A 22,158-nucleotide genomic window follows, 5' to 3' on the forward strand; every position below is an offset into this window, starting at 1 on the left:
AGCCCGGGCCCCCGCCCACCCGCCCACCCCTGGGAAAAGGGACGGGCGGGAGCAGGACGCCGGAGGCGATCAGGACAGGCGCGCGGGCAGGGTGCGGTGGCCGTTGGAGATGAAGGACTCCACCGGCTCCAGCGGCTCCTGCCCGGAGGCGAGCGCGAGCCCGGGGAAGCGGTCGAAGAGCGCCGGGAGCGCGATCGCGGCCTCCAGCCGGCCCAGCGGGGCGCCGACGCACAGATGGACGCCGTGGCCGAACGCCAGGTGGCTCTTGAGCCGCCGGGTGACGTCGAAGCGGTCCGCGTCCTCGCCGTGCACCTCCGGGTCGCGTCCGGCGGCCGCGTAGGCGGCCAGGATCGCGTCGCCCTTGTGCAGCACCACGCCGCCGTCCAGCTCGATGTCCTCCACGGCGTAGCGCAGCGGCAGGTTGGCGACCGGGGCGGAGTGCCGCAGCGTCTCCTCGATCACGTCTTCCCAGGTAGCCCGGCCCGCCCGGACGTGCTCGAGCTGCTCGGGCCGGGTGAGCAGCGCGTGGATGGCGTTGTCCAGCAGGTTGACCGTGGTCTCATGGCCGGCCGAGAGGAACAGGGCGAGGGTGTCGGTCAGCTCCTTCTCGCTGAGCTTGGAGCCGCTCTCCTCGTCCCGCACCGCGATCAGCCCGCTGGTCAGGTCGTCGCCGGGCCGCTCGCGCTTGGTGGCCACCAGCTCGCCGAGGACGGCGTACATCTCGTTGAAGGTGGCGGTGACCTCCTCCGGGGAGGCAGAGGTGTGGAAGATGCTGTCCACGACCCGGCGCATCCGCTCGCGCAGGTTCTCGTCGTCGAGCCCGAACAGCTCGGAGATCACCTGGATGGGCAGCGGGTACGCGTACGCCTCGCGCAGGTCGACCACCTCGCCCGGCGCGGCGGCCAGGTCGTCCAGGAGCGTGGTGCAGATCTCCTCGATGCGCGGCCGCAGGGCGGCGGTGCGCCGGGCGGTGAACGCCTTGGAGACCAGGGTGCGCAGCCGCCGGTGGTCGCCGCCGTAGGCCGTGAACATGTTCTCGACGGCGACCCAGGTGATCAGCGGCCACTCGGGCGAGATCTCACCGTTGATCCACGCGGGCCAGTGCTGCCGCGGGTCCTTGGAGACCCGGGGGTCGGTCAGCAGCTCCTTGAGGGTCCGCTGGCGGGTTATTGCCCACGCCACCACGCCGTCAGGAAGCTCAACAAGCGTCGCCTCGCCGCCTGCGGCGACTCGGGCTGCCTCTCCGGCGATGTCGCGGCCGGCGGGGTCGAGAACGATGGGACGGGGTTCCATTGGCTGACTCCAGAGGTCTCGTCGAATCGGACCGGCTCGGACACGGACGCCGCGAACGGCTCGTTCGCGGCCACCGCTTGGGCGGGGAAGCGCACCGGCAGGGCGGCCAGGGCGCGGGCGAACGGCCCGGTCCGCCAGGTCAGCCGCTCGACGGGGACCGCCAGCTCCATGTCCGGGAGGCGGTCCAGGAGCCGCTCGATGGCCACGGAGGCGATCACCCGGGCGGGCCGCTCGGCGGGGCAGCGGTGGGCGCCCGCGCTCCAGGCCAGATGGGCCCGGTTGCCGGACCGGCGGTCGGAGGCCATGGACGCCTCCTGGTTGGCCGCGGCGTAGCTGATGAGCACTGGTTCGCCCTTGCGCAGCCGTACGCCCGCCACGTCGCAGTCGTACCGGGGGAACCGGGTGCCGTAGTTGGCCATCGGCGGGTCGTTCCACAGGACCTCGTCCAGGGCGTCCTCGACGGGCATGCTGCCGCCGGACAGCTCACCGGCGAAGCGGTCGTCCGACAGCAGCAGGCGCAGCGCGTTGGCGATCAGGTTCTGCTGGGGGTCGGTACCGGCCGCCATCAGCAGGATCATCTGCTGCATCAGCTCGTCGTCGGTGAGCTGCGAGGGATGCGCGATCAGCCAGGAGGTGACGTCGGCGGAGAGCTGCCGGCGCTTGTCCGCCAGCAGGCCGGAGATCCAGTGGAGCAGCTCGTCGTTGGCCGCCGCCGCCTCCTCGCCGCTGTCGAAGAGCTTCATCATCGTCTCGACCAGCTTCGGCCCGTCCGCGGGGCGTGCGCCGAAGAGCTGGTTGAAGACCAGCAGCGGGAGCACCGACGCGTACTCGGTGATCAGGTCGGCCTCACCCCGGGAGGCGAAGGCGTCGATCAGCGTCTCGGCACTGCGCTCGACGTACTCGCTGAGGGCGTGCGGATCCACCCGGTCCAGGCTGTCGGTGATCGCCCCGCGCAGCCGGGTGTGTGCCTCCCCGTCGCAGAACAGCGCGTTCGGCCGGTACATCATCATCGGGGCGACCGGGTTGTCCGGCCCCACGCTCCCGTCCTGCATCGCCCGCCAGCCGCGCGGGTCCTTGGCGAACCGCTCGGTGTCGCGCAGGATCTCCAGACCGAGCGGGTAGCTGGTGACCAGCGAGGCGTACACCCCCGGCGTCAGCTCGACCGGTGCGATCGGCCCATGGGTGGCGCGCATCCGCGCATAGGTGCCGTGCGGGTCGGCGGCGAACTCGGGACCGTACATCGGTACGGCCGCGCTGTGCCCGGTGTCGCCCACGCGGGCCTCGGCGGGGCCCGCGTGCGCGGGGCAGCCCGGTGGGGGAACGGGGCCGGCGGCTGGACGGTTGGTCACACAATCTCCTGGGAGCTACGGGTCTGGCAGGCCTGTAGGTATTGGACGAGGGCGATCAGCGCGTGGGTGGAGGAGATCCGGTCCCGGGCGTCGCAGGTCACCAGGGGGGTTTCCGGAAGCAGATCGAGGGCCTCCCTGACCTCCGGCTCCGCGAAGCGGGGAGAGCCCTCGAACTGGTTGACGGCGACGGCGTACGGCAGTCCGTGCTCCTCCAGGACGGCCATGACCGGGAAGGACTGCTCCAGCCGCCGGGTGTCGGCCAGGACGAGCGCGCCCAGCGCCCCGTTCGTCATGTCCCGCCACAGCCGGGTGAAGCGCTGCTGTCCCGGCGCGCCGAACAGGTAGAGCACCAGGGACTCGCTGAGGGTGAGCCGGCCGAAGTCCATGGCGACGGTGGTGGTCGTCTTGTCCTCGGTGCCCCGCAGGTCGTCGATGAGCGCACCGGCCTGGGTCATCGTCTCCTCGGTGCGCAGCGGCCGGATTTCGGACAGCGAGCCCACGTAGGTCGTCTTGCCGACGGCGAAGTGTCCGACGACGAGGATCTTCGCCGCCACCCGCACCGTATGGGGCAGATAGACCGCCTTGTCGTCAGAGGCGAGCGCGGAGTCCATCGAGCACCTCCTGCAGGAGCTGGGTGTCGGGGAGGTCGGCGGCGGGGATCGGGGACCGGGTGGAGACGTGGCCGCTGTCCACGAGGTCGCCGAGCAGGACCTTGGTGACGCTGACGGGCAGCTCCAGGTACCCGGAGACCTCGGCCACCGAGAGCGCACCGCCCAGGCACAGCTCCATGACCCGCCGCTTCTCGGGGCTGAGCCCGGTGAGCGGCCGGTCGGGGTGGGCCATGACCAGGGTCACCAGGTCGAAGGTGTTGCGAGTCGGGTAGGCACGGCCGTCGGTGACCACATACGGCCGTACCAACCCTCGTTCGCGCCGCCCCGGACTCATGCGTGGCTGCCGATCCCCTGCCGCGGGAGGCCCTGCCGCGGCGGGCTGGTGAGCTCCTTGCCGAGCCGGTCGACCAGCTTCTGCATCCGGTAGCTGACCGCCTCCATGTCCACGGCCTCGGTGGCCGAGACCGCCAGATACGCGCCGGGCCCGGCGGCGATCAGGAAGACGTACCCGCCGACGAACTCGACCAGCGTCTGCTGCCAGGGCGTCTCGTTCGGATCACAGAACTCGGAGGTGGAGCGGCTGATCGACTGCAGCCCGGAGAGTGCGGCGGCCTGGCGCTCGGCCTCGTCTCGGGCGATGCCCTCGGAGTACGCCCGCAGCATCCCGTCCGCGGAGAGCAGGATCGCGTGCCGTGCCTCCGGCATCTTGACGACCTCGTCGAGCATCCAGCCGAGCTCGTTGTTGAGATGGTCGTTCATGCCTGGCGATTCCCTTCGTCATGGTGAGGGGCGGAGTCCTGGGTGTCGGCACGGCCGGAGCGGGTGCCGCGCGCGAACGCGCCCAACCGCGAGGCGGTTTCCTCCGCCGAACGCGCGCGGTGCGCGCCGGTGTCGTCGGATTCGGCGGCGCCGGTCCGCCCGGCCCCCGTGGACCAGTCGGCGGTCGGCGGGGTGGCGGCGGCCTGCCGGCGGCGGCGCTTGGGCAGACCGCCCTGCGTGGTGCCGTACACGCGCGTGGCCTCGTCGTCCAGGGACGGCTGGGGCGCCGGGGCGGGTGCCGGTGCCGGGGCAGGCGTGGGGGCGGGGGCGGGCGCCGGAGGCTGGGCCTGGGGCATGGCCTGGGCCTCGGCCGGGGCGGCCTGCGCCTGCCGCGCCCTTCTGGGGGCGCGGGTGCGGCGGGAGGGCAGGGTGTGCAGCGGCTCGGCGCCCTCGGGGTCCTGCGCCGCGGTGCCCGACCGTCCGTCGGGGTCGACATGGGTCAGCAGGTCGCTCGGGAGGAACAGCACGGCGCGCACACCGCCGTACGGGGACCGGGTGTCCACCGAGACGCTGAAGCCGTACCGCGCGGCCAGCAGGCCCACCACGGCGAAGCCGAACTGCGGCGGGTCGCCGAGCCGGGAGACGTCCACGGCGCGCTGGCCGGAGAGCAGGGCGGCGGCCCGCTGGACCTCCAGGCCGTCCATGCCCACACCGGCGTCGTCGATCACGATGCAGGCCCCGTTGTGCACCGGCTGGAGGCTGACCTCCACGGAGGTGTTGGGCTGCGAGTGGCGGGCGGCGTTGTCCAGCAACTCGGCGACCGCGAGCACGACGGGCTCCACGGCCCGGCTCACCACGGCGACGTCGATCAGCGCGTGCACCTGCACCCGCTGGTAGTCGCGGATACGCGACTTGGAGCCGCGGACGACATCGGTCAGCGAGGAGGCCAGCCGCTGACGGCCGGGCCAGGAACCGCAGAGCACGGCGATGGCCTGGGCGCGCCGGCCGAACTGGGCGTTGGCGTGGTCGATCTCCAGGAGGTCCCGCAGCACATCGGGGTTGTCGTGCCGCTCCTGCATCTCGGAGATGGACACCTGCTGCTCGTTGGCGAGTCCCTGGACGGCTCGCATGGACGCCTTGAGCGCCGCCTTGGCGGAGGCGTCGGCCCGCGCCTGCGCCTTGTCCACCGCACGGGTGAACTGTTCCATGACGGCGTGCAGACTCTGGGCGAAGGCCGTACCGGCCAGTTTCTCGTCCCGCAGGCCCGGTAGCGGGCCGGGCTGGCTCAGCACATCGGCGATCGAGGGGAGGCGTACGTCGACGAGGTGCTGCACCTCCTCGTCACGGGAGCGCAGGCTGTCCTCGAGAGTGGCGTTGCGCCTGCGGACTCCGGCGGTGATCTGCCGCTGGCGGATCAGAAGCACCAGGACGACGAGAAGCGCGGCGGCCAGACACCAGCTCACCGCCTCCGATATGTGATCAGTCATCAGGAACCTCGTGCAGAAGAACGCGGGCGCGGAAGGAACGACTCAGAGCCCTGATGTCCCGTCCGGAAACGGAATACGACGATCATCTTAGCCATGTCGTGACCTAGTATCCGACGCCCGTGACAAAGTTCGAACCAGCGGCATTCGCTCGGCATTTGTCATGTGGCTTCGGTGAAGATCCGGGATTTCAGGCAAAGATGAAGGGTTGCGACCACCGTTGAAGCGCCGTAACCCGGGCCCACCGTAGTGGTCGAGGCTGATCACCGACAGCCTTTTCACTCCGCGTCCGCAACCGGAAATGATCGTTGCCCTTCCCTGCCCAGCTCCTTCCCGGAGCGTCTGCGATCACCTCCGATCGCCTCCGCTCATCACCGATCATCACGGGAACTTTCCCGCTATGTCGTACGTCACCACGTTCATCTCCCGGCCGTCGCGCGCGGACGGGAGAGCGGGCCGCCGGTACGGATACGGTGGGGACAGGTGCCACCGCGGCCGACTCCGGTCGTCCCCGGGCACCGGCATCGGGGTCCCGCCCCGCTGTCGCCCCGTAGGTCCTGGAAGGAAGATGTGAGCAGGGTGTTTGCGCAGGTCGGCACGGTCATCTGGAGTGCGGGGTAAGACGCATGCATATCGTGATCATGGGCTGTGGCCGGGTGGGCGCGGCCCTCGCCCAGACCCTGGAGCAACAGGGGCACACGGTCGCGGTCGTCGACCAGGACCCCACCGCCTTCCGCCGCCTGGGTGCGGGCTTCGGCGGGCGCCGGGTGACCGGCGTCGGCTTCGACCAGGACACTCTGCGCGAGGCGGGCATCGAGGAGGCCGGGGCCTTCGCCGCGGTGAGCAGCGGCGACAACTCCAACATCATCGCGGCCCGGGTGGCCCGCGAGATGTTCGGGGTGGAGAACGTGGCGGCCCGTATCTACGACCCCCGCCGCGCCGAGGTCTACCAGCGCCTCGGCATCCCGACGGTGGCCACGGTGCGCTGGACCGCCGACCAGATGCTGCGGCGGCTGCTGCCGTCCGGCGCGGAGCCGCATTGGCGGGACCCCAGCGGCGGGGTGCAGCTGGCCGAGGTGCACATCTCCCCCTCGTGGGTGGGCCACAAGGTCAGCGTGCTGCAGGAGGAGACCGGAGTGCGGGTCGCGTTCCTCACCCGGCTCGGCGAGGCGATGCTGCCGACCTCCGGGACGGTGCTGCAGGAGGGCGACCTGGTGCATGTGATGATGCGCACCGACGAGGTGGAGAAGGTCGAGGCAGCCTTCGAGAAGGGCCCTGAGGAGGCGAATCGGTGAGCGCCGCACGCACGGCCGCCGGGCCGCACAGGACAGCGAAGGCCGCACCTCTGCGCCGTGCGGGCGACGGTGCCCGCTGCGGAGCCGCTGATGTGAGGAGTAGCCGCTGGCGCGGCGGGGCGAACGAGGAGGCACCGTGAGGGTTGCCATTGCCGGTGCGGGCGCCGTGGGGCGTTCCATCGCGAGCGAGCTGCTGGAGAACGGGCACGAGGTGCTCCTCATCGACAAGGCGCCGACCGCCATCTCGGTGGAGCGGGTGCCACAGGCCGAGTGGCTGCTGGCCGACGCGTGTGAGATCACCTCTCTGGACGAGGCGGCACTGCAGCGCTGCAACGTGGTCATCGCGGCCACCGGTGACGACAAGGTCAACCTGGTCGTCTCGCTGCTCGCCAAGACCGAGTACGGGGTGCCCCGGGTGGTCGCCCGGGTCAACAACCCCAAGAACGAGTGGCTGTTCAACGAGGCATGGGGCGTCGATGTCGCCGTCTCCACCCCGCGTCTGATGTCGGCGCTGGTCGAGGAGGCGGTGAGCGTCGGCGATCTGGTGCGGCTGCTCCGCTTCAGCCACGGCGACGCCAATCTGGTGGAGCTGACGCTGCCGCCGGAGGCGGCGCTGGTGGGCACCCGGGTCGGCGATGTGGAGTGGCCGGAGGACACCACGCTGGTCACCATCATCCGCGGCACCCGCGTGCTGACCCCGAACAAGGACGATGTGCTGGAGGCCGGTGACGAGCTGCTGTTCGTCGCGGCACAGGCGCGCGAGGAGCAGCTCGAGCAGCTGCTGTCCGTCCAGCGCCAGGACGCCACGGGCTAGCCAAGACCGCGGCCCGGGCTCCCCCATGTGGGGAGCCCGGGCCGTGGCCCATGTGGCCTCAGTGCCGGGGCGGCTGCCGGTCGGCCGATTCGGTACGGGCCTCGGACACGATCTGGTCGGTCCACTCCGAGAGCAGCGGATCGGCGACCTTGTCGGCCTGGGACTTCCGCTCCCGCTCGGCCTTCTCCTCCGCCTCCATCTCCGCGATCACGTCGATCGGCGGCGGCGCCTTGGCGAGGAAGATCCAGGTCAGATAGACACAGAGCAGGAACGGCGGAATGCCGAGCGCGACCTTGACCCAGCCGAGCTGGGTGGCGTCCCCCCACCAGTAGAGCGGGAACAGCACCGCCGACTTGGCCAGCAGAATCAGCCCCCACGCCCAGGTGGACCGGGTGTAGGCGCGGAACCGGCCGGGGTTACGGGTGCGCCAGGAGAGGTTCTCCTTCAGCATCGGCCCGAGCAACACCCCGATCAGCGGGAAGCGGAAGATCGCCGAGAGGATGTAGGCGATCGCCAGGCCCAGGGTGTAGAGCATGCCCGGCAGATAGAAGTTCTTCGCGTCGCCCGACATCATCGCGAAGATCGCGCCGAACGCGACCCCGAAGACCCCGCTGAAGGCGTGCTTCAGCGTCTCCTTGCGCACCAGCCGGGCGAGGGCCAGCAGCACGGTGAGACCGAGCGCGGCGATCGCGGCGAGATGGATGTCGCGGTTGATCGTGTACAGCAGGACGAAGACCAGACCGGGAACGGTGGTGTCCACCATGCCCCGCACCCCGCCGAACGCCTCCAGGAGCGCGGTGTCCGCCGCCGCCCTGCTGTCGGCGGCGGCGCTTCGGTGCCCGGTCGGGGTCGTCTTGTCGTCTGGCGTCACCGGCTACTCCTGTCCGAGCGGTCGGAGTTCGTACTTCGGATTGAACAGCACCCGGCGCCCATGGCTCATGGAGATCCGGCCCGAGGCGATCAGCTTGCGCCCCGGTTCTATCCCGATGATGGAGCGACGGCCCAGCCACACCACGTCCAGCGCGGCGGTGCCGTCGAAGAGCTCCGCCTCCAGCGCGGGAACTCCGGCCCGCGGTCTGAGCGTCACCGTGCGCAGCGTGCCCGTCACCTTGACGATCTGACGGTCGCCGCAGTCGCCGATCTTGGTGCAGCCCGCGGCCTCCGCGTCCTGCTGCAGCTCGGCGGAGTGCAGTTCCTCCTGGGAACTCGACAGCCGGTCCAGCATCCGCCGGAACCGGCCGACCGGTTTGCCGGATTTGTCTCCCCTGTCGGCCCCGTCGGAGGGGTGGGGTACGGAACTCATACGGCCAGCGTACCGGTGCGCCACCGCCGAAACGCCGTCCCCGCACTGATCGCTCGACCCGCTCATCGCTCGAACCGGTAGCCCATCCCCGGCTCGGTGACGAAGTGGCGCGGATGCGAGGGGTCGGCCTCCAGCTTGCGGCGCAGCTGCGCCATGTAGACCCGCAGGTAGTTGCTCTCGGTGCCGTACGAGGGGCCCCAGACCTCCTGCAGCAGCTGCTTCTGGCTCACCAGGCGGCCGGCGTTGCGCACCAGGACCTCCAGCAGATGCCATTCGGTGGGGGTCAGCCGCACATCGCGGCCGTCGCGATGGGCCTTCTTGGCGGCCAGGTCGACGGTGAACGAATCGGTCTCCACCACCACCGAGTCGTCCGGCTGCCCGGCCGGCTCGGCGCGGCGGACGGCCGCGCGCAGCCGGGCGAGGAGCTCGTCCATGCCGAACGGCTTGGTGACGTAGTCGTCCGCCCCGGCGTCCAGGGCCTCGACCTTCTCGTCCGAGGTCTGACGGGCGGAGAGCACCAGGATCGGCACCCGGGTCCAGCCCCGGAGCCCCTTGATCACCTCCACCCCGTCCATATCGGGCAGGCCGAGGTCGAGCACGATCACATCGGGATGGCGGGCGGCGGCGAGCCGGAGCGCGGTGGCGCCGTCCCCGGCGGCGTCGACCTCGTACTTGCGCGCCTTCAGGTTGATCACGAGGGCGCGTACGATCTGCGGCTCGTCGTCGACCACAAGCACCCGGTTCATGTGGCGGGCCTGCCTTTCCGTGTCGTTGTGCCTGACGTGGAGCCGACCTGGACCGGGGGGCCGGGGGCGACCAGCGGGCGGCCGGCGGCGACGCGCAGCGTGAGCACCATGGTCATACCGCCGCCGGGGGTGTCCTCGGCGGTCAGCCGGCCGCCCATGGCCTCGGCGAAGCCCCGGGCGACGGCCAGCCCGAGGCCGACCCCGGCGCCGCGCGGGGCGTCCCCGTACCGCTGGAAGGGCTCGAAGATGCGGTCCTTCTCGCTGTCCGGCACACCCGGACCGCCGTCGGCCACCCGCAGCTCCACACGGTCGCCGAGGGCGCTCGCGGAGACCAGCACGGGGCGGTCCGGCGGGCTGTACTTCACCGCGTTCTCGACGATGTTGGCGACGCCGCGCTCCAGCAGCCCGGGGTCGACCGCGACCATCGGCAGCTCCTCGGGGATGTCGAGGGCGACCTTGGCCATGGGCACGCCGACGAGCGCCATCGGCACCACCTCGTCCAGGTCGATCTCCCGGATGAGCGGGGTGACGGTACCGGTCTGCAGCCGGGACATGTCCAGGAGGTTGCCCACCAGGTGGTCCAGCCGGTCGGCGCCGTCCTCGATGCCCTCCAGCAGCTCTGCCTCGTCCTCCTCCGACCAGGCGACGTCATCGGAGCGCAGAGAGCTCACGGCCGCCTTGATGGCCGCGAGCGGGGTGCGCAGATCGTGGCTGACGGCGGCGAGCAGCGCGGTGCGGATGCGGTTCCCCTCGGCCAGCTCACGGGCCTGCCCGGCCTGCTGGGCCAGCCGCTGCCGGTCGAGGACGACGGCGGCCTGGGCGGCGAAGGCGGCGAGCACCCGGCGGTCCTCGGCGGGCAGGACCCGGCCGGAGAGCGCGAGCGCCATATGGTCGCCGACCGGCATGTCCACCTCCGCGTCCTCGGGCCGTTCGGGCGCCGGAGTGCCGTCGTGGCTGCCGACGCTGCCCGCGCAGGTCCAGGGGGCGACGTCGCTCTCCCGCTCCAGCAGCGCCACCGAGTCCATGGCGAACGTCTCGCGGACCCGCTCCAGCAGCGCCTCCAGGCTGGTCTCGCCGCGCAGCACGCTGCCCGCGAGGAATGACAGTATCTCGGACTCGGCCCGCAGCCGGGCGGCCTGATGGGTGCGGCGGGCGGCGAGGTCGACCACGGAGGCCACGCAGACGGCGACCGCCACGAAGATCGCTATGGCGACGATGTTCTCGGGGTCGGCGATGGTCAGGGTGTGGGTGGGCGGGGTGAAGTAGTAGTTGAGCAGCAGCGATCCGACGGCCGCCGACGCGAGGGCGGGCACCATGCCGCCCAGCAGGGCGGCCAGCACATTGAGGAACAGGAAGAGCAGCACCTCGTTGGCGAAGCCGGGCCCGGCCTCGGAGGCGAGGGTGGCGCCGGTGCCGGTGAGCAGCAGCGTGAGCAGGGCCGGTCCGGCCACCCCGACCACCCAGCCCGCGATCAGCCGGGAGCGGCCGAGCCGGGCGCCGCGCGCGACCGGCAGCCCGCGGCCCTTGGCGACCTCGTCATGGGTGACGATGTGGACGTCCAGGTCGGGTCCGGAGTCACGGGCGACCGTGGTACCCACTCCGGGTCCGAAGATGTACTGCCAGGTCTTGCGGCGGCTGGAGCCGAGCACGATCTGGGTCGCGTTGACACCGCGGGCGAACTCCAGCAGCGCCCCCGGGATGTCCTCCCCTATGACGTGGTGGAAGGTGCCCCCGAGGTCCTCCACGAGGGTGCGCTGGACCGCCAGCTCCTTGGGGGAGGCCGAGGTCAGGCCGTCGCTGCGGGCGATGTAGACGGCGAGGATCTCGCTGCCGGAGCCCTTGGCCGCCATCCGGGCGGCCCGGCGGATCAGGGTCCGCCCCTCCGGGCCGCCGGTCAGCCCGACGACGATGCGCTCACGCGCCTGCCAGGTGGAGCGGATGGAGTGCTCGTCGCGGTACTGCTGGAGGTATTCGTCGACCCGGTCGGCGGTCCACAGCAGGGCCAGCTCGCGCAGCGCGGTCAGGTTCCCGGGCCGGAAGTAGTTCGACAGCGCGGCGTCGACCTTGTCGGGCGCGTAGATGTTGCCGTGGGCCATGCGGCGGCGCAGCGCCTGGGGCGACATGTCGACCAGCTCGATCTGGTCGGCCCGGCGCACCACCTCGTCCGGGAGGGTCTCCCGCTGGCGCACTCCCGTGATCGACTCCACCACGTCGCCCAGCGACTCCAGGTGCTGGATGTTGACGGTGGAGACCACGTCGATGCCCGCGCGCAGCAGCTCCTCGACGTCCTGCCAGCGCTTTTCGTTGCGGGAGCCGGGGACGTTGGTGTGGGCGAGCTCGTCGACGAGCGCGATGGCGGGGCGGCGCGCCAGCACCGCGTCCACGTCCATCTCGGTGAAGGTGCTGCCCCGGTAATCCAGCTCCCGGCGGGGCACCTCCTCGAGCCCGTGCATCATCACCTGAGTACGGCGACGGCCGTGGTGCTCCACGAAGCCGACCACGAGGTCCGCGCCCCGCTCGACCCGGCGATGCCCCTCGGACAGCATCGCGTACGTCTTGCCGACGCCCGGTGCCGCGCCGAGGTAGATCCGCAACTTTCCGCGTCCCATACCCCTATTTTCCCTGTTGGACGGCGCCTGAGCTCATGGCGAGCTTCCAGAGGGCGATGCTTGTAGAGCAAACCCCGTCCCCGGCCGGACCGGCCGTTCCTTGACGGCTCCCTTACGGCCGTCGGCGCCGTCTTGACGCGCCTTTGACGCCCGGCCGCCCGACCCCGGGCGAACCCCATGCGAAAAGCCGGTGGGCCGTACTCCGCAGAGAAGAGTACGGCCCACCGGCAGACGCTCACCTCGGGCCGGGCCTTACGCCGTCGGCTCAGCCGGACGTGAGCGAGCAGCCCGCCAGGGCGTCGAGACCGGAGGGGGCGGTCGAGCCCTGGCGGGAGAAGGAGAGTTCGATGCGGTCGATCGTCGAGGCCCGCTTGTCCTTCAGCGGGCCCAGGATGGCGTTCTGCACGAAGTTGGGGCCGCCCTCGCCCTGGCTGGTACCGAGCCGCTTGTTGGCCTCGTCGAGCTGCGTCTGGAGCAGCGCGATATTGCGGTCCACCTCGGCCTGGGCGGCGGCCGGCACGCCGCTGATCTTGGAGGCGACATCCGGGCAGCTGATCGTCTGAGCGGAGCCCTCGTCGGCCCCACCGCCCTGCTCGGCTCCCCCGCCCGCGGGCTCGGACGCGGCGGCGGTCGGGCTCGCGCCGCTCTCCGCCTCGCCGCCCGCGCCGGTGCCCGCTCCCGCATCACCGCCCGAGAGGGTGCACTCGGCGAGCGCGTCCAGCCCCGCCGGCTTCTCGGCGCGCCGTCCGATGGAGATCGCGATGCGGTCCAGGGTGGACTTCCGCTTGTCGGCCAGCGGGCCCAGGATGGCGTTCTGCACGAAGTTGGGGCCGCCCTCGCCCTGGCTGGTGGCGAGCCGCTTGTTGGCCTCCGCTAGCTGCGTGTCCAGCAGGGCGAGGTTGCGGTCCACCTCGGCCTGGGCCTCCGCCGGGATCTCCGGGAGGGAACCGGCGACGGCGGGGCAGCTGATGGTCTGGGCGGCCTTGGTCGACGCGTCGGCGCCGCCGCTGCCGTCGTCCTGACCGGCCATGGCGGCTCCCACCACGACGGCCGCACAAGTGATACCGCCGATCGCGCCGGAGACGAGGATTCTCCGGCGGTGCAGTAACGGAAGGCCACGCGACATCTGATCACTCACCTCGTTGAGGTCGGACAGGGGGTGTGTCTCGCGACGCGCCTTCTCCCCCCCTCGGAGCGTCACAAGGTCTCGCGCCCATGAGTACGGCCGGTGCGGCGGGTGTGTTCACCGTGTCGCGCGAAATCCCCGTAGCGAACGTCCGGAAAACGCCGAAGGGCCCGGGGGCCCTGCCCCGAGCCCCTTCGGGCCTTGTCTCCTGCCGTGCGCGACGGCGGCTCTAGCGGACCTCGGAGATCTCCGGGCCGCGCTGGAGCCGGTCGGCGCCGCCCGCGAACCGCGAGCCCTGCGCCTCGTCCTGCTGCACCCCGTCAGGCACCATCTGCGCGTCGTCCGGCAGCTTGAGGACGATCGGGTCGCGCGGGGCCATCGGGCCCTCGCCGCGCACCACGACCGTGTCCCGGAAGATCGCCTCCAGGAGGCTGCCGGTCTCGGGCTGCACCGCCCCCTGCCCGGAGATCACACCGCGCAGGAACCAGCGGGGCCCGTCCACGCCGACGAAGCGGACCACCTGCACACCGTTCTTGCCGTCCGGGAGCTGCACCGGGACCTGGGCACGCAGCTCCCAGCCGAGCGGGCCCTCGACCTCGTCGACGACCCCGCCCTGCTGGGTGATGCCGGTGGCGATCTCGTCGCGCACCTCGCCCCAGATGCCTTCCTTCTTGGGCGCTGCGAAACCCTGGAGCTGCACGGCGCTGTCCCGCAGCACCACGGTCGCGGCGACGATCGCGTCCCCCGCGACCTCCACCCGCAGCTCCATGCCCTCGACGCCGGGTACGAACAGACCACCGAGGTCCACCCGGCCCTCGCCGGGCTCGCGCACCTCGGATACGTCCCAGGGGCCCTCGGGGCGCGGGGCCGGCGGCAGGCTCACCCGGCCGGCCTCCACGGGTGCGGCGGTGTCCTCAGCGCCGTCCGCGTCCTCCGCGTCCTCGGCCAACTCGTCGGAGGTCACGTCGAGCGACTCGACGTCCTCCTTGCTGCGCTTGCGGCGACGTCCGAACACGTCATCGTCCTTCCCGGTCGGAACCGACCGAAGCGTATCCATTCCCACCCGTTGTGCCGTCCACGGCGGCATGACCGCCGGTGGACCCGAAGCCCCCTTCGGCCCGCGCCGACCCGGGAAGCTCCGCCACCTCCTGGAAGCGCACCTTCTCGACCTGCTGGACGACCAATTGGGCGATCCGGTCGAAGCGCTCGAACCGCACGCTCTCGCGCGGGTCCAGATTGACCACGATCACCTTGATCTCTCCACGGTACCCGGCATCGATGGTCCCCGGGGCATTCACCATGGCTACGCCGCAGCGCGCGGCAAGTCCGGACCGTGGATGCACGAAGGCGGCATACCCCTCCGGGAGCGCGATAGACACTCCGGTGGGCAGAACCGCGCGCTCCCCCGGAGCCAGCTCGGCCGCCTCGGTGGTGACCAGGTCGGCCCCCGCGTCGCCGGGGTGGGCGTACCCGGGGATGGGCACCTCGGGGTCCACCCTGCGGATCAGCACGTCGACGGGCAGCGGACTCATGGGTTCACCTCGAAAGCGCGCGCGACCTTCACCTGATCCGGATCGGCGAGCGCCGCGTCGATCTCCTCCGCCCGGCCGTTCTCGATGAAGTGGTCGACCCGCACCTCTATGAAGAGGGCCTGCGCCCGCACCGCGACGGGGCCGTCCGGAGCGCTGAGCCGACCCGTGGCCGAGCAGTAGACCTTACGGCCGTGCACGGCGGTCACCCGTGCCTCCAGATGCAGCTCGGTGCCGACCGGCACGGGCCGTACGAAGTCGGTCTCCAGCCGCCCGGTCACCGTGATCGCCCGCTGCAGCCAGTTGAGCGCCCCGAGCGTCTCGTCCAGCGCCGCGGCCAGCACCCCGCCGTGGGCCAGGCCCGGCGCGCCCTGATGGCCTGAGCGCACCGTGAACTCTGCGGTGACGCTCACGCCCTCACCCGCCCGCGCGATCAGTCCCAGACCGCCCGACTGATCGCCGCAGCCGAAGCACTGGTCGTAGTGCGCGCCGAGGGGCTTCCCGGGCGCGGGCGCGTCGGGGTGGCGCACGGGTGCCGTGGCGCCCTCCGGCGGCGTCAGCCCTGTCGTTCGTCCAGTCACAACGGCTGACCTTACCCGCGAGAACAGTCCGGTTCGGCGGCCATGCCAAGCTGATACGCATGCAGCCTTACGAAGAACGCCTCAGCGCCCCCCGTTCCTGGTGGTTCATCGCCGTTCTGATCGGGGTCTCCGTGGGGTTGATCATGCTGCCGTTCGGCACTCTGCCGATGCTCGGCGGGCTGATCGGCGGTGCGGCGCTGGCCTGCGTCGCGGTGAGTTCGTACGGGTCGGCCCGGGTGCGCGTGGTGGCGGACTCACTGGTGGCCGGCGAGGCGCGGATCCCGGTGTCGGCCCTGGGGACCCCGCAGGTGCTGGACGCCGCCGAGGCGGCCGCCTGGCGGACCTACAAGGCCGATCCGCGGGCGTTCATGCTGCTGCGCAGCTACATCCCGACCGCGCTGCGGGTGGATGTCACCGATCCGCAGGACCCGACACCGTACGTGTATGTGTCCACACGGAATCCGGAGGCGCTGGCCGCCGCGCTCACGGCCGTGCAACCCGCCTGAGCGGGGCGCGCGAGGGGCTCATCTCTCCAGGGCCAGCGGGAGGTCCCAGGGGATCTGCTTGGCCCGCAGATCCTTGCGGACCTTGCGCGCGAGTTTCTTGGTGTCGCGCCGGTTCATCGCGGCTCCTACGGCCGCGCCGACCATGAAGGGCGCCAGGACCGGCATGTTCCGGAAGCTGCGCTTGAGGACCTGCTGCCGCAGCTCGCGCTTCATCTGGACGCCCAGGGCCGCGTTGACGCTCGCCGGCTGGGCGACGTCGATACCGCGCTCCTCGGCCCAGCAGCCGAGATACGCGATGGCGCGCTGCCGCACCGTGCCGGGCGCCCGCACGCCGTAGACCTCGTGCAGCTCGGCGATCAGCTTGAACTCTATGGAGGCCACGCCGACGATCTCGGCGGCCAGCTCGGTGGGCATGGCGGGCGGGGTCGGCAGCATCGCCGCGGCACCGACGCCCGCGCCCACTGTGGCGGTGCCGCCCGCGGCACCGGCCACCAGTTTGTCCGCGAGCTCTTCCGGGCCGAGCCCCGGGAACTGCTCGCGCAGCGTCTCGAGATCGCGGACCGGAATGCGTGGAGCATTGGCGATGATCCGGTCGGCGACCGCGTAGACCCCCGCTCTCGCGCGCTCACCGCCTCTTCGCACACCGCGGCCGAGGTTGGTCGCGAGCGAGGCCATCCGGCCTCGCTCGGCCTCGTCCACGTCGTCGTGCTCCGCCTCCACGCCGACCCCGCGGCTCAGGCCGCGCAGTCGCGGCAGATCGGCTGACCGTTCTTGGTCTCGGCGGCCAGCTGGCTGCGGTGGTGCACGAGGAAGCAGCTCATGCAGGTGAACTCGTCCGCCTGGCGGGGCAGCACCCGGACGGACAACTCCTCATTGGAGAGGTCCGCACCGGGCAGCTCGAGTCCCTCGGCCTGCTCGAACTCGTCGACGTCGACGGTGGACGCCGACTTGTCGTTCCGCCGGGCCTTCAGTTCCTCGATGCTGTCCTCGTTGACGTCATCGTCGGTCTTGCGTGGGGTGTCGTAATCCGTTGCCATGTCGCTCTCCCCCTCTGGGTGTCTGTGGTGTCTCCAGCGCACGTAACGCGTGAGAGGCCGGACTTGTGCCCGACCCGAGGCGGAGATTTTGCCTCACATCAAGGTCTGTTACTCAATCGACACCCAACCGCACCCCTGAAGAGGTGATCGGGTTGGATGGCCATCGGGACCGTACACGGTCCGAATGTCGCACTCGCATGCGCCATGACGTGTACTTCCCGTGATCACGGTCCCCGAAAACCCGGATTTTCCCGGCTTTCCGTCAACCGCGACGATCACGCAGAGTATATGGCCGGAAAATCGCCCATGTGATCGATCACACAGCCTACCTCGGGTGGGCGGATCACGAAAATTCCGCCCAAAGCGAACACCTCCCGGGCAGGCCCCCGGCCTCGGATTTCCCGGCGTCAGACCGGGAGCACCACCCGCATCACCAGGCCACCTCCCTCGCGCGGCTCCGCCGCGATCCTGCCGCCGTGAGCGCGCGCCACCGACCGCGCGATCGACAGCCCGAGACCGACGCCCTTGTCGCTGCCGGTGCGCTCGGTACGGAGCCTGCGGAAGGGTTCGAAAATGTTGTCCATCTCGTAGGCGGGGACCACCGGACCGGTGTTCGCCACCACCAGCACGGCCTGACCCGGCCGGCTCTCGGTGGTGACCTCGACCCAGCCGTCCTCCGCGATGTTGTACCGCACCGCGTTCTGGACGAGGTTCAGCGCGATCCGCTCCAGCAGCACTCCGTTGCCCTGGACCACCGCCGCAGCGCGCTGTCCGCGCAGCTCCACGCCCTTGCCCTCGGCCTCCGCCCGGACCTGCTCCATCGCCTGGGAGGCCACCTCGGCGAGATCCACCGGCTTGCGGTCGACGATCTCGTTGTCGCTGCGGGCCAGCAGCAGCAGGCCCTCCACCAGCTGCTCGCTGCGCTCGTTGGTGGCCAGCAGGGTCTTGCCCAGCTGGACCAGCTCCGGGGACGCCTGCGGGTCCGAGAGCTGCACCTCCAGCAGGGTGCGGTTGATCGCCAGCGGGGTGCGCAGCTCGTGCGAGGCGTTGGCGACGAACCGCTGCTGGGCGGTGAATGCCCGGTCCAGGCGCTCCAGCATCTCGTCGAAGGTGTCGGCGAGCTCCTTGAGCTCGTCGTCCGGGCCGTCCAGCTCGATCCGGCGGGACAGGTCCGAGCCCGCCACCTGGCGCGCGGTCCGGGTGATCCGGCCGAGCGGCGAGAGTACCCGCCCGGCCATCGCGTAGCCGAAGGCGAAGGCGATCACGGACAGGCCCAGGAGGGCTATCAGGGAGCGGCGCAGCAGCCCGTCCAGGGCCAGCTGGCGCTGCTCCTTCATGCAGGTGTTCAGGACCGCGTTGAACTGGTCCGGGCTGCTCTGGCCGATGATCTCGGGGCAGGTGTTGTTGGTCGGCTGGACACTGCCGCCGACCAGTTTGAACGGCAGCTCGTTGCCGACGTGCAGGGCCTGGGCGGCCAGCAGGTAGATGATCGTCAGCAGCACCACCCCGGCGATCAGGAACATCCCGCCGTACAGCAGGGTGAGCCGTATCCGGATCGTGGGGCGCAGCCAGGGATTGGGGCGCGAGGCGCCCTGGGGGTCCCAGCTGGGCTTGGGCGGTGCCGTGGGCGGCAGCGGGGTCGGAGTCGTCGCCATGCCGGATCAGATCCGGTAACCCGAGCCGGGGACGGTGACGATCACCGCGGGCTCGCCCAGCTTGCGGCGCAGGGTCATCACGGTCACCCGCACCACATTGGTGAACGGATCGGTGTTCTCGTCCCACGCCTTCTCCAGCAGCTGCTCCGCGGAGACCACGGCGCCCTCACTGCGCATGAGCACCTCCAGGACCGCGAACTCCTTCGGCGCCAGCTGGATCTCCTTGCCGTCCCGGAACACCTCGCGGCGGTTGGGGTCCAGCTTGATCCCGGCGCGCTCCAGCACGGGCGGCAGGGCCACGGTCGTCCGGCGGCCGAGCGCACGCACGCGCGCGATCAGTTCGCTGAAGGCGAAGGGCTTGGGCAGATAGTCGTCCGCGCCGATCTCCAGGCCCTCCACGCGGTCGCTGACGTCGCCGGAGGCGGTGAGCATCAGGACCCGGGTGGGGATGCCGAGTTCGACGATCTTGCGGCAGACGTCATCGCCGTGCACGAGGGGCAGGTCCCGGTCGAGGACGACGACGTCGTAGTCGTTGACGGCGATGCGCTCCAAGGCGGCGGCTCCGTCATACACGACGTCGACGGCCATGGCCTCCCGGCGTAGTCCGGTGGCCACCGCATCGGCGAGCAGCTGCTCGTCCTCGACGACGAGTACGCGCACGTCGTTAGTCCTTCCTTGATTGCCGCACTGGGCATGATCTCGCCAAACTCGATGATTGTTCGGCGCCTCCATCCTGCCTCGAAGTCTCATAAACCGGCGGTAAGAGGGATCGCCCCCGGGATCCCGGGGACCGATCATGGACGCGGCGGCGGGGACGGATGCGGCTGGAACGCCGAATTCAGATTCTTTCGGGACCCGAGGTTTCCGCCCAGGACGGGGTGGGGAGGACGACTGCACACCCGCGATCACGCCTTGTCTCCGGCATCTCTCACTGTCATTGCCGTCGGCAAGGGCCACGCACGTGATCGTCCCGCCGTCGGCACACCCCCGTGCCACCGACCCACGACGAGGGGGCGCACATGGACGCGTTCACCGCAGGCATTCTGCAGCGCATAGAGAACACCAAGACCGATCTCATTCGCGCCCGTGAGACGGGCGACGACTTTCTTGTGGACGTGGAGCAGTCGGAGCTGGAAGACCTCCGTCGCCTCGCCGCCGAGCACGGTGTCGAAGTAAGCGCCTCGTTTGCTTGATCCCTTGTGGATTCCGGACCCGATCCAGATCCGGTTTCCCTCCTTGTAGCCGATTCCCATTCACCTCCGGATGGTGATCCAGAAAACATCCGGTAACCACGCCGAAGCGCCCCGGTGTCCTCATGACGCCGGGGCGTTTCCGCGTGTGGACGGGGGGTGTGGGCCGGGGGCGTGCGGACCCGGGGGCGGGATCAGTCGTGCCAGGCGCCCAGGTCGTCCAGAAGCCCCCTCAGCGGCTCGAAAAGGCCGGGGGCGGCGGCAATGGTCAGCTCCGTGGAGACAGGGACGCCAGGCCGCCCTCCGGTGAGCGCGCCCGCCTCCCGCGCTATGAGCGCACCGGCCGCGAAGTCCCAGGGGTTGAGTCCGCGCTCGTAGTAGCCGTTCAGCCGGCCGCAGGCCACATCGGACAGGTCGATGGCGGCCGATCCGCCGCGCCGGATGTCCCGCACCCGCGGCAGCAGCCCGCCCAGGACCCTGGCCTGCCCGATGCGGCGCTCGCGCACGTACCCGAAGCCGGTGCCGATCAGCGACTCCTCCAGCGGGGCCGCGGGGCGGCAGTGCACCGGCTCCCCGTTCAGCCGGGCGCCTTGGCCCAGGACCGCCTGAAAGGTCTCGCCGCGCATCGGGGCGGTCACCACCCCGACGACCGTCTCGCCGTCCTTCTCGGCGGCGATGCTGACCGCCCACGACGGCAGGCCATAGAGGTAGTTCACCGTGCCGTCGAGCGGGTCGATCACCCAGCGCACCCCGCTGCTGCCCTCGCTGTCGGCGCCCTCCTCCCCGAGCACTGCGTCCTGCGGGCGGCGGCGCGCCAGGAGGTCGGTGATCAGCTTCTCGGCGGCGATGTCCATCTCGGTCACGACGTCGATCGGGCTGGTCTTGGTGGCCGCCACCCCGAGGTCGGCCGGGCGGCCGTCGCGCAGCAGGTCCCCCGCGCCACGGGCGGCCTCCAGCGCCGTATCGAGGAGTTCGGTCATGAGCGGGTCGGTCATCGTGCTCCTTAGCGGATTGCCCGGACGGGCAGCGGCGGTGGCGGGGGGACGCTCAGTCCGAGCCCGCGGCGGCGGGGCGGGGCGAGCGGGCCGGACAGCAGCCCACCGGGCACACGTCATGGCTCGGGCCGAGAGCGCCCATGGCGCAGCGCTCCGGGGCAGCCGCGGCCCGGTCCTCGGCGAAGCGCTCGGTGGCCGCGCGCTCCAGCACCAGATCGCGCACGCCCGCGGCGAACCGCGGATCGGCGCCGACGGTCGAGGCGCGGGAGACCGGCAGACCGAGCTCGGCGGCCTTGGCCGTGGCCTCGGTGTCGAGGTCGTACTTGACCTCCATATGGTCCGAGACGAAGCCGATCGGGACCATGACGACGGCGGGCACGCCCTCGCCGTGCAGCTCCTCGAGGTGATCGCAGATGTCCGGCTCCAGCCAGGGGATGTGCGGCGCGCCGCTGCGCGACTGGTAGACCAGCCGCCAGGGGTGGTCGACGCCGGTCTCCTCGCGCACCGCGTCGGCGATCAGCCGGGCCACATCGAGGTGCTGGGCGACATACGCGCCCCCCTCCCCGTCCTCCGTGTGCGCCGCCACCGGGCCCGAGGTGTCGGCGGCGGCGGTCGGGATGGAGTGCGTGGTGAAGGCGAGGTGGGCCCCGGCGCGGCGCTCCTCGGGCAGCTCGGCGAGGGCGGCCAGCGTGGCGTCCACCATGGGCCGCACAAAGCCGGGGTGGTTGAAGTAGTGCCGCAGCTTGTCGACGCGCGGCAGCGGCAGCCCCTCGCCCTCCAGGGCGGCGAGGGCGTCCGCGAGGTTCTCGCGGTACTGGCGGCAGCCGGAGTACGAGGCGTAGGCGCTGGTGGCCAGCACCAGGATGCGGCGGTGGCCGTCGGCGGCCATCTCGCGCAGAGTGTCGGTCAGATACGGCGCCCAGTTGCGATTGCCCCAGTAGACCGGCAGGTCCAGGCCGTGCTCGGCGAAGTCCTTGCGCAGCGCGTGCAGCAGCTCGCGGTTCTGCGCGTTGATCGGGCTGACCCCGCCGAAGAGGAAGTAATGCCGGCCGACCTCCTTCAGCCGCTCGCGGGGGATGCCCCGCCCGCGCGTGACGTTCTCCAGGAACGGCACCACGTCCTCGGGGCCTTCAGGCCCGCCGAAGGAGAGCAACAGCAGTGCGTCATAGGGGTCGGGAGAAGGCTGTACTGACTGATCCGGCATGCTTCCGATCCTGCCACCAGCCGCTGACAGGCGGGAAACGGCCCTGCGCGAACCAGGGGCATGCCCGTAATC

24 protein-coding genes are annotated in these 22,158 nt (G+C 71.1%); 4 read left to right on the forward strand and 20 right to left on the reverse strand.

Going from position 1 to position 22,158, the window contains the following annotated elements; all coding sequences use genetic code 11:
• Nucleotides 1–69: 69 nt before the first annotated feature.
• From ACFYOY_RS26555 to ACFYOY_RS26580, 6 genes are read right to left on the reverse strand one after another with little or no spacing between them, the layout of a single operon-like run.
• Nucleotides 70–1,185: a cytochrome P450 gene (locus ACFYOY_RS26555; RefSeq protein WP_351879241.1), complete on the reverse strand. Its 1,116-nt coding sequence runs from the start codon at nt 1,183–1,185 to the stop codon at nt 70–72.
• Nucleotides 1,167–2,642, reverse strand: coding sequence for a cytochrome P450 (locus ACFYOY_RS26560; RefSeq protein ID WP_351879244.1), 1,476 nt, complete (start codon nt 2,640–2,642; stop codon nt 1,167–1,169). The genes ACFYOY_RS26555 and ACFYOY_RS26560 overlap by 19 nt, the downstream gene beginning before the upstream one ends.
• A complete protein-coding gene (locus ACFYOY_RS26565; RefSeq protein ID WP_351879247.1) occupies nt 2,639–3,253 on the reverse strand; it encodes an ATP/GTP-binding protein in 615 nt (204 codons plus the stop codon). Before ACFYOY_RS26565 ends, ACFYOY_RS26560 begins: the two co-directional genes overlap by 4 nt.
• Nucleotides 3,231–3,587 (reverse strand): DUF742 domain-containing protein, encoded by a 357-nt coding sequence (locus ACFYOY_RS26570; RefSeq protein ID WP_059141665.1) that lies wholly within the window; start codon nt 3,585–3,587, stop codon nt 3,231–3,233. The genes ACFYOY_RS26565 and ACFYOY_RS26570 overlap by 23 nt, the downstream gene beginning before the upstream one ends.
• On the reverse strand, nt 3,584–4,012 hold the full coding sequence (locus ACFYOY_RS26575; protein ID WP_208520546.1) for a roadblock/LC7 domain-containing protein: 429 nt from the start codon (nt 4,010–4,012) through the stop codon (nt 3,584–3,586). The genes ACFYOY_RS26570 and ACFYOY_RS26575 overlap by 4 nt, the downstream gene beginning before the upstream one ends.
• The gene (locus ACFYOY_RS26580) at nt 4,009–5,499 is read right to left on the reverse strand and encodes an ATP-binding protein (protein ID WP_351879250.1); all 1,491 of its coding nucleotides are present in this window, start codon (nt 5,497–5,499) and stop codon (nt 4,009–4,011) included. Before ACFYOY_RS26580 ends, ACFYOY_RS26575 begins: the two co-directional genes overlap by 4 nt.
• A gap of 623 nt (nt 5,500–6,122) precedes the next feature.
• On the opposite strand from ACFYOY_RS26580, the gene ACFYOY_RS26585 reads away from it, so the two are divergent.
• Both ACFYOY_RS26585 and ACFYOY_RS26590 read left to right on the forward strand, forming a co-directional pair.
• The gene (locus ACFYOY_RS26585; RefSeq protein ID WP_059141662.1) at nt 6,123–6,791 is read left to right on the forward strand and encodes a TrkA family potassium uptake protein; all 669 of its coding nucleotides are present in this window, start codon (nt 6,123–6,125) and stop codon (nt 6,789–6,791) included.
• 136 nt (nt 6,792–6,927) lie between these two features.
• Entirely contained in the window at nt 6,928–7,605 is a 678-nt protein-coding gene (locus ACFYOY_RS26590) for a TrkA family potassium uptake protein (protein WP_059141661.1), read from the forward strand.
• Nucleotides 7,606–7,663: 58 nt separating this feature from the next.
• Here the strand turns inward: ACFYOY_RS26590 and ACFYOY_RS26595 are convergent, their stop codons facing one another.
• The 8 genes from ACFYOY_RS26595 to ACFYOY_RS26630 all read right to left on the reverse strand — a co-directional run bounded on the left by ACFYOY_RS26595 (nt 7,664) and on the right by ACFYOY_RS26630 (nt 15,499).
• On the reverse strand, nt 7,664–8,476 hold the full coding sequence (locus ACFYOY_RS26595; RefSeq protein ID WP_351879254.1) for a DUF3159 domain-containing protein: 813 nt from the start codon (nt 8,474–8,476) through the stop codon (nt 7,664–7,666).
• Nucleotides 8,477–8,479: 3 nt separating this feature from the next.
• Nucleotides 8,480–8,908 (reverse strand): OB-fold nucleic acid binding domain-containing protein, encoded by a 429-nt coding sequence (locus ACFYOY_RS26600; protein ID WP_351879257.1) that lies wholly within the window; start codon nt 8,906–8,908, stop codon nt 8,480–8,482.
• Nucleotides 8,909–8,970: 62 nt separating this feature from the next.
• The gene (locus ACFYOY_RS26605) at nt 8,971–9,654 is read right to left on the reverse strand and encodes a response regulator (protein WP_208521566.1); all 684 of its coding nucleotides are present in this window, start codon (nt 9,652–9,654) and stop codon (nt 8,971–8,973) included.
• Nucleotides 9,651–12,263, reverse strand: coding sequence for a sensor histidine kinase KdpD (locus ACFYOY_RS26610; protein ID WP_351879260.1), 2,613 nt, complete (start codon nt 12,261–12,263; stop codon nt 9,651–9,653). The genes ACFYOY_RS26605 and ACFYOY_RS26610 overlap by 4 nt, the downstream gene beginning before the upstream one ends.
• 265 nt (nt 12,264–12,528) lie before the next feature.
• Nucleotides 12,529–13,389, reverse strand: coding sequence for a hypothetical protein (locus ACFYOY_RS26615; protein WP_351879263.1), 861 nt, complete (start codon nt 13,387–13,389; stop codon nt 12,529–12,531).
• A gap of 229 nt (nt 13,390–13,618) precedes the next feature.
• The gene (locus tag ACFYOY_RS26620; protein WP_093465219.1) at nt 13,619–14,404 is read right to left on the reverse strand and encodes a DUF3710 domain-containing protein; all 786 of its coding nucleotides are present in this window, start codon (nt 14,402–14,404) and stop codon (nt 13,619–13,621) included.
• A gap of 1 nt (nt 14,405) precedes the next feature.
• Nucleotides 14,406–14,921 carry a dUTP diphosphatase gene (dut, locus tag ACFYOY_RS26625; RefSeq protein WP_351879266.1) on the reverse strand — a complete coding sequence of 172 codons (516 nt, stop codon included), beginning with the start codon at nt 14,919–14,921 and terminating at the stop codon, nt 14,406–14,408.
• Nucleotides 14,918–15,499 carry a PaaI family thioesterase gene (locus tag ACFYOY_RS26630; protein ID WP_351879269.1) on the reverse strand — a complete coding sequence of 194 codons (582 nt, stop codon included), beginning with the start codon at nt 15,497–15,499 and terminating at the stop codon, nt 14,918–14,920. Before ACFYOY_RS26630 ends, dut begins: the two co-directional genes overlap by 4 nt.
• Nucleotides 15,500–15,558: 59 nt before the next feature.
• On the opposite strand from ACFYOY_RS26630, the gene ACFYOY_RS26635 reads away from it, so the two are divergent.
• On the forward strand, nt 15,559–16,005 hold the full coding sequence (locus tag ACFYOY_RS26635) for a DUF3093 domain-containing protein (protein WP_351879272.1): 447 nt from the start codon (nt 15,559–15,561) through the stop codon (nt 16,003–16,005).
• 18 nt (nt 16,006–16,023) lie between these two features.
• Here the strand turns inward: ACFYOY_RS26635 and ACFYOY_RS26640 are convergent, their stop codons facing one another.
• From ACFYOY_RS26640 to ACFYOY_RS26655, 4 genes are all read right to left on the reverse strand, one after another.
• On the reverse strand, nt 16,024–16,725 hold the full coding sequence (locus ACFYOY_RS26640; RefSeq protein WP_388590062.1) for a hypothetical protein: 702 nt from the start codon (nt 16,723–16,725) through the stop codon (nt 16,024–16,026).
• Nucleotides 16,726–16,739: 14 nt separating this feature from the next.
• On the reverse strand, nt 16,740–17,042 hold the full coding sequence (locus tag ACFYOY_RS26645; RefSeq protein ID WP_009714537.1) for a DUF4193 domain-containing protein: 303 nt from the start codon (nt 17,040–17,042) through the stop codon (nt 16,740–16,742).
• Between the two features lie 407 nt (nt 17,043–17,449).
• Nucleotides 17,450–18,697, reverse strand: a complete 1,248-nt coding sequence (locus ACFYOY_RS26650; protein ID WP_351879275.1) for a HAMP domain-containing sensor histidine kinase — start codon at nt 18,695–18,697, stop codon at nt 17,450–17,452.
• Nucleotides 18,698–18,703: 6 nt separating this feature from the next.
• Nucleotides 18,704–19,357, reverse strand: a complete 654-nt coding sequence (locus tag ACFYOY_RS26655; protein ID WP_014055413.1) for a response regulator transcription factor — start codon at nt 19,355–19,357, stop codon at nt 18,704–18,706.
• A 359-nt stretch (nt 19,358–19,716) separates the two neighbouring features.
• Between ACFYOY_RS26655 and ACFYOY_RS26660 the strand changes: the two genes are divergently transcribed.
• Entirely contained in the window at nt 19,717–19,890 is a 174-nt protein-coding gene (locus ACFYOY_RS26660) for a hypothetical protein (protein ID WP_014055412.1), read from the forward strand.
• Nucleotides 19,891–20,081: 191 nt separating this feature from the next.
• Here the strand turns inward: ACFYOY_RS26660 and ACFYOY_RS26665 are convergent, their stop codons facing one another.
• On the reverse strand, nt 20,082–20,882 hold the full coding sequence (locus ACFYOY_RS26665) for an inositol monophosphatase family protein (RefSeq protein WP_351879279.1): 801 nt from the start codon (nt 20,880–20,882) through the stop codon (nt 20,082–20,084).
• Nucleotides 20,883–20,934: 52 nt separating this feature from the next.
• Nucleotides 20,935–22,086, reverse strand: coding sequence for a ferrochelatase (locus tag ACFYOY_RS26670; protein ID WP_351879282.1), 1,152 nt, complete (start codon nt 22,084–22,086; stop codon nt 20,935–20,937).
• Nucleotides 22,087–22,158 lie beyond the last annotated feature (72 nt).

Origin of the sequence: Streptomyces sp. NPDC007875 (assembly GCF_042868035.1) — a bacterium.
In the GTDB taxonomy this organism is placed as follows: Bacteria; Actinomycetota; Actinomycetes; order Streptomycetales; family Streptomycetaceae; genus Streptomyces; species Streptomyces antimycoticus.

What these genes read in the sequence shown, in the direction of transcription:
- ACFYOY_RS26565 (WP_351879247.1), bottom strand. Translation starts at nt 3,253, where the DNA reads ATGGACTCCGCGCTCGCCTCTGACGACAAGGCGGTCTATCTGCCCCAT.
- ACFYOY_RS26570 (WP_059141665.1), bottom strand. Translation starts at nt 3,587, where the DNA reads ATGAGTCCGGGGCGGCGCGAACGAGGGTTGGTACGGCCGTATGTGGTC.
- ACFYOY_RS26575 (WP_208520546.1), bottom strand. Translation starts at nt 4,012, where the DNA reads ATGAACGACCATCTCAACAACGAGCTCGGCTGGATGCTCGACGAGGTC.
- ACFYOY_RS26580 (WP_351879250.1), bottom strand. Translation starts at nt 5,499, where the DNA reads ATGACTGATCACATATCGGAGGCGGTGAGCTGGTGTCTGGCCGCCGCG.
- ACFYOY_RS26585 (WP_059141662.1), top strand. Translation starts at nt 6,123, where the DNA reads ATGCATATCGTGATCATGGGCTGTGGCCGGGTGGGCGCGGCCCTCGCC.
- ACFYOY_RS26600 (WP_351879257.1), bottom strand. Translation starts at nt 8,908, where the DNA reads ATGAGTTCCGTACCCCACCCCTCCGACGGGGCCGACAGGGGAGACAAA.
- ACFYOY_RS26605 (WP_208521566.1), bottom strand. Translation starts at nt 9,654, where the DNA reads ATGAACCGGGTGCTTGTGGTCGACGACGAGCCGCAGATCGTACGCGCC.
- ACFYOY_RS26610 (WP_351879260.1), bottom strand. Translation starts at nt 12,263, where the DNA reads ATGGGACGCGGAAAGTTGCGGATCTACCTCGGCGCGGCACCGGGCGTC.
- ACFYOY_RS26615 (WP_351879263.1), bottom strand. Translation starts at nt 13,389, where the DNA reads ATGTCGCGTGGCCTTCCGTTACTGCACCGCCGGAGAATCCTCGTCTCC.
- dut (WP_351879266.1), bottom strand. Translation starts at nt 14,921, where the DNA reads ATGAGTCCGCTGCCCGTCGACGTGCTGATCCGCAGGGTGGACCCCGAG.
- ACFYOY_RS26635 (WP_351879272.1), top strand. Translation starts at nt 15,559, where the DNA reads ATGCAGCCTTACGAAGAACGCCTCAGCGCCCCCCGTTCCTGGTGGTTC.
- ACFYOY_RS26645 (WP_009714537.1), bottom strand. Translation starts at nt 17,042, where the DNA reads ATGGCAACGGATTACGACACCCCACGCAAGACCGACGATGACGTCAAC.
- ACFYOY_RS26650 (WP_351879275.1), bottom strand. Translation starts at nt 18,697, where the DNA reads ATGGCGACGACTCCGACCCCGCTGCCGCCCACGGCACCGCCCAAGCCC.
- ACFYOY_RS26660 (WP_014055412.1), top strand. Translation starts at nt 19,717, where the DNA reads ATGGACGCGTTCACCGCAGGCATTCTGCAGCGCATAGAGAACACCAAG.
- ACFYOY_RS26665 (WP_351879279.1), bottom strand. Translation starts at nt 20,882, where the DNA reads ATGACCGACCCGCTCATGACCGAACTCCTCGATACGGCGCTGGAGGCC.
- ACFYOY_RS26670 (WP_351879282.1), bottom strand. Translation starts at nt 22,086, where the DNA reads ATGCCGGATCAGTCAGTACAGCCTTCTCCCGACCCCTATGACGCACTG.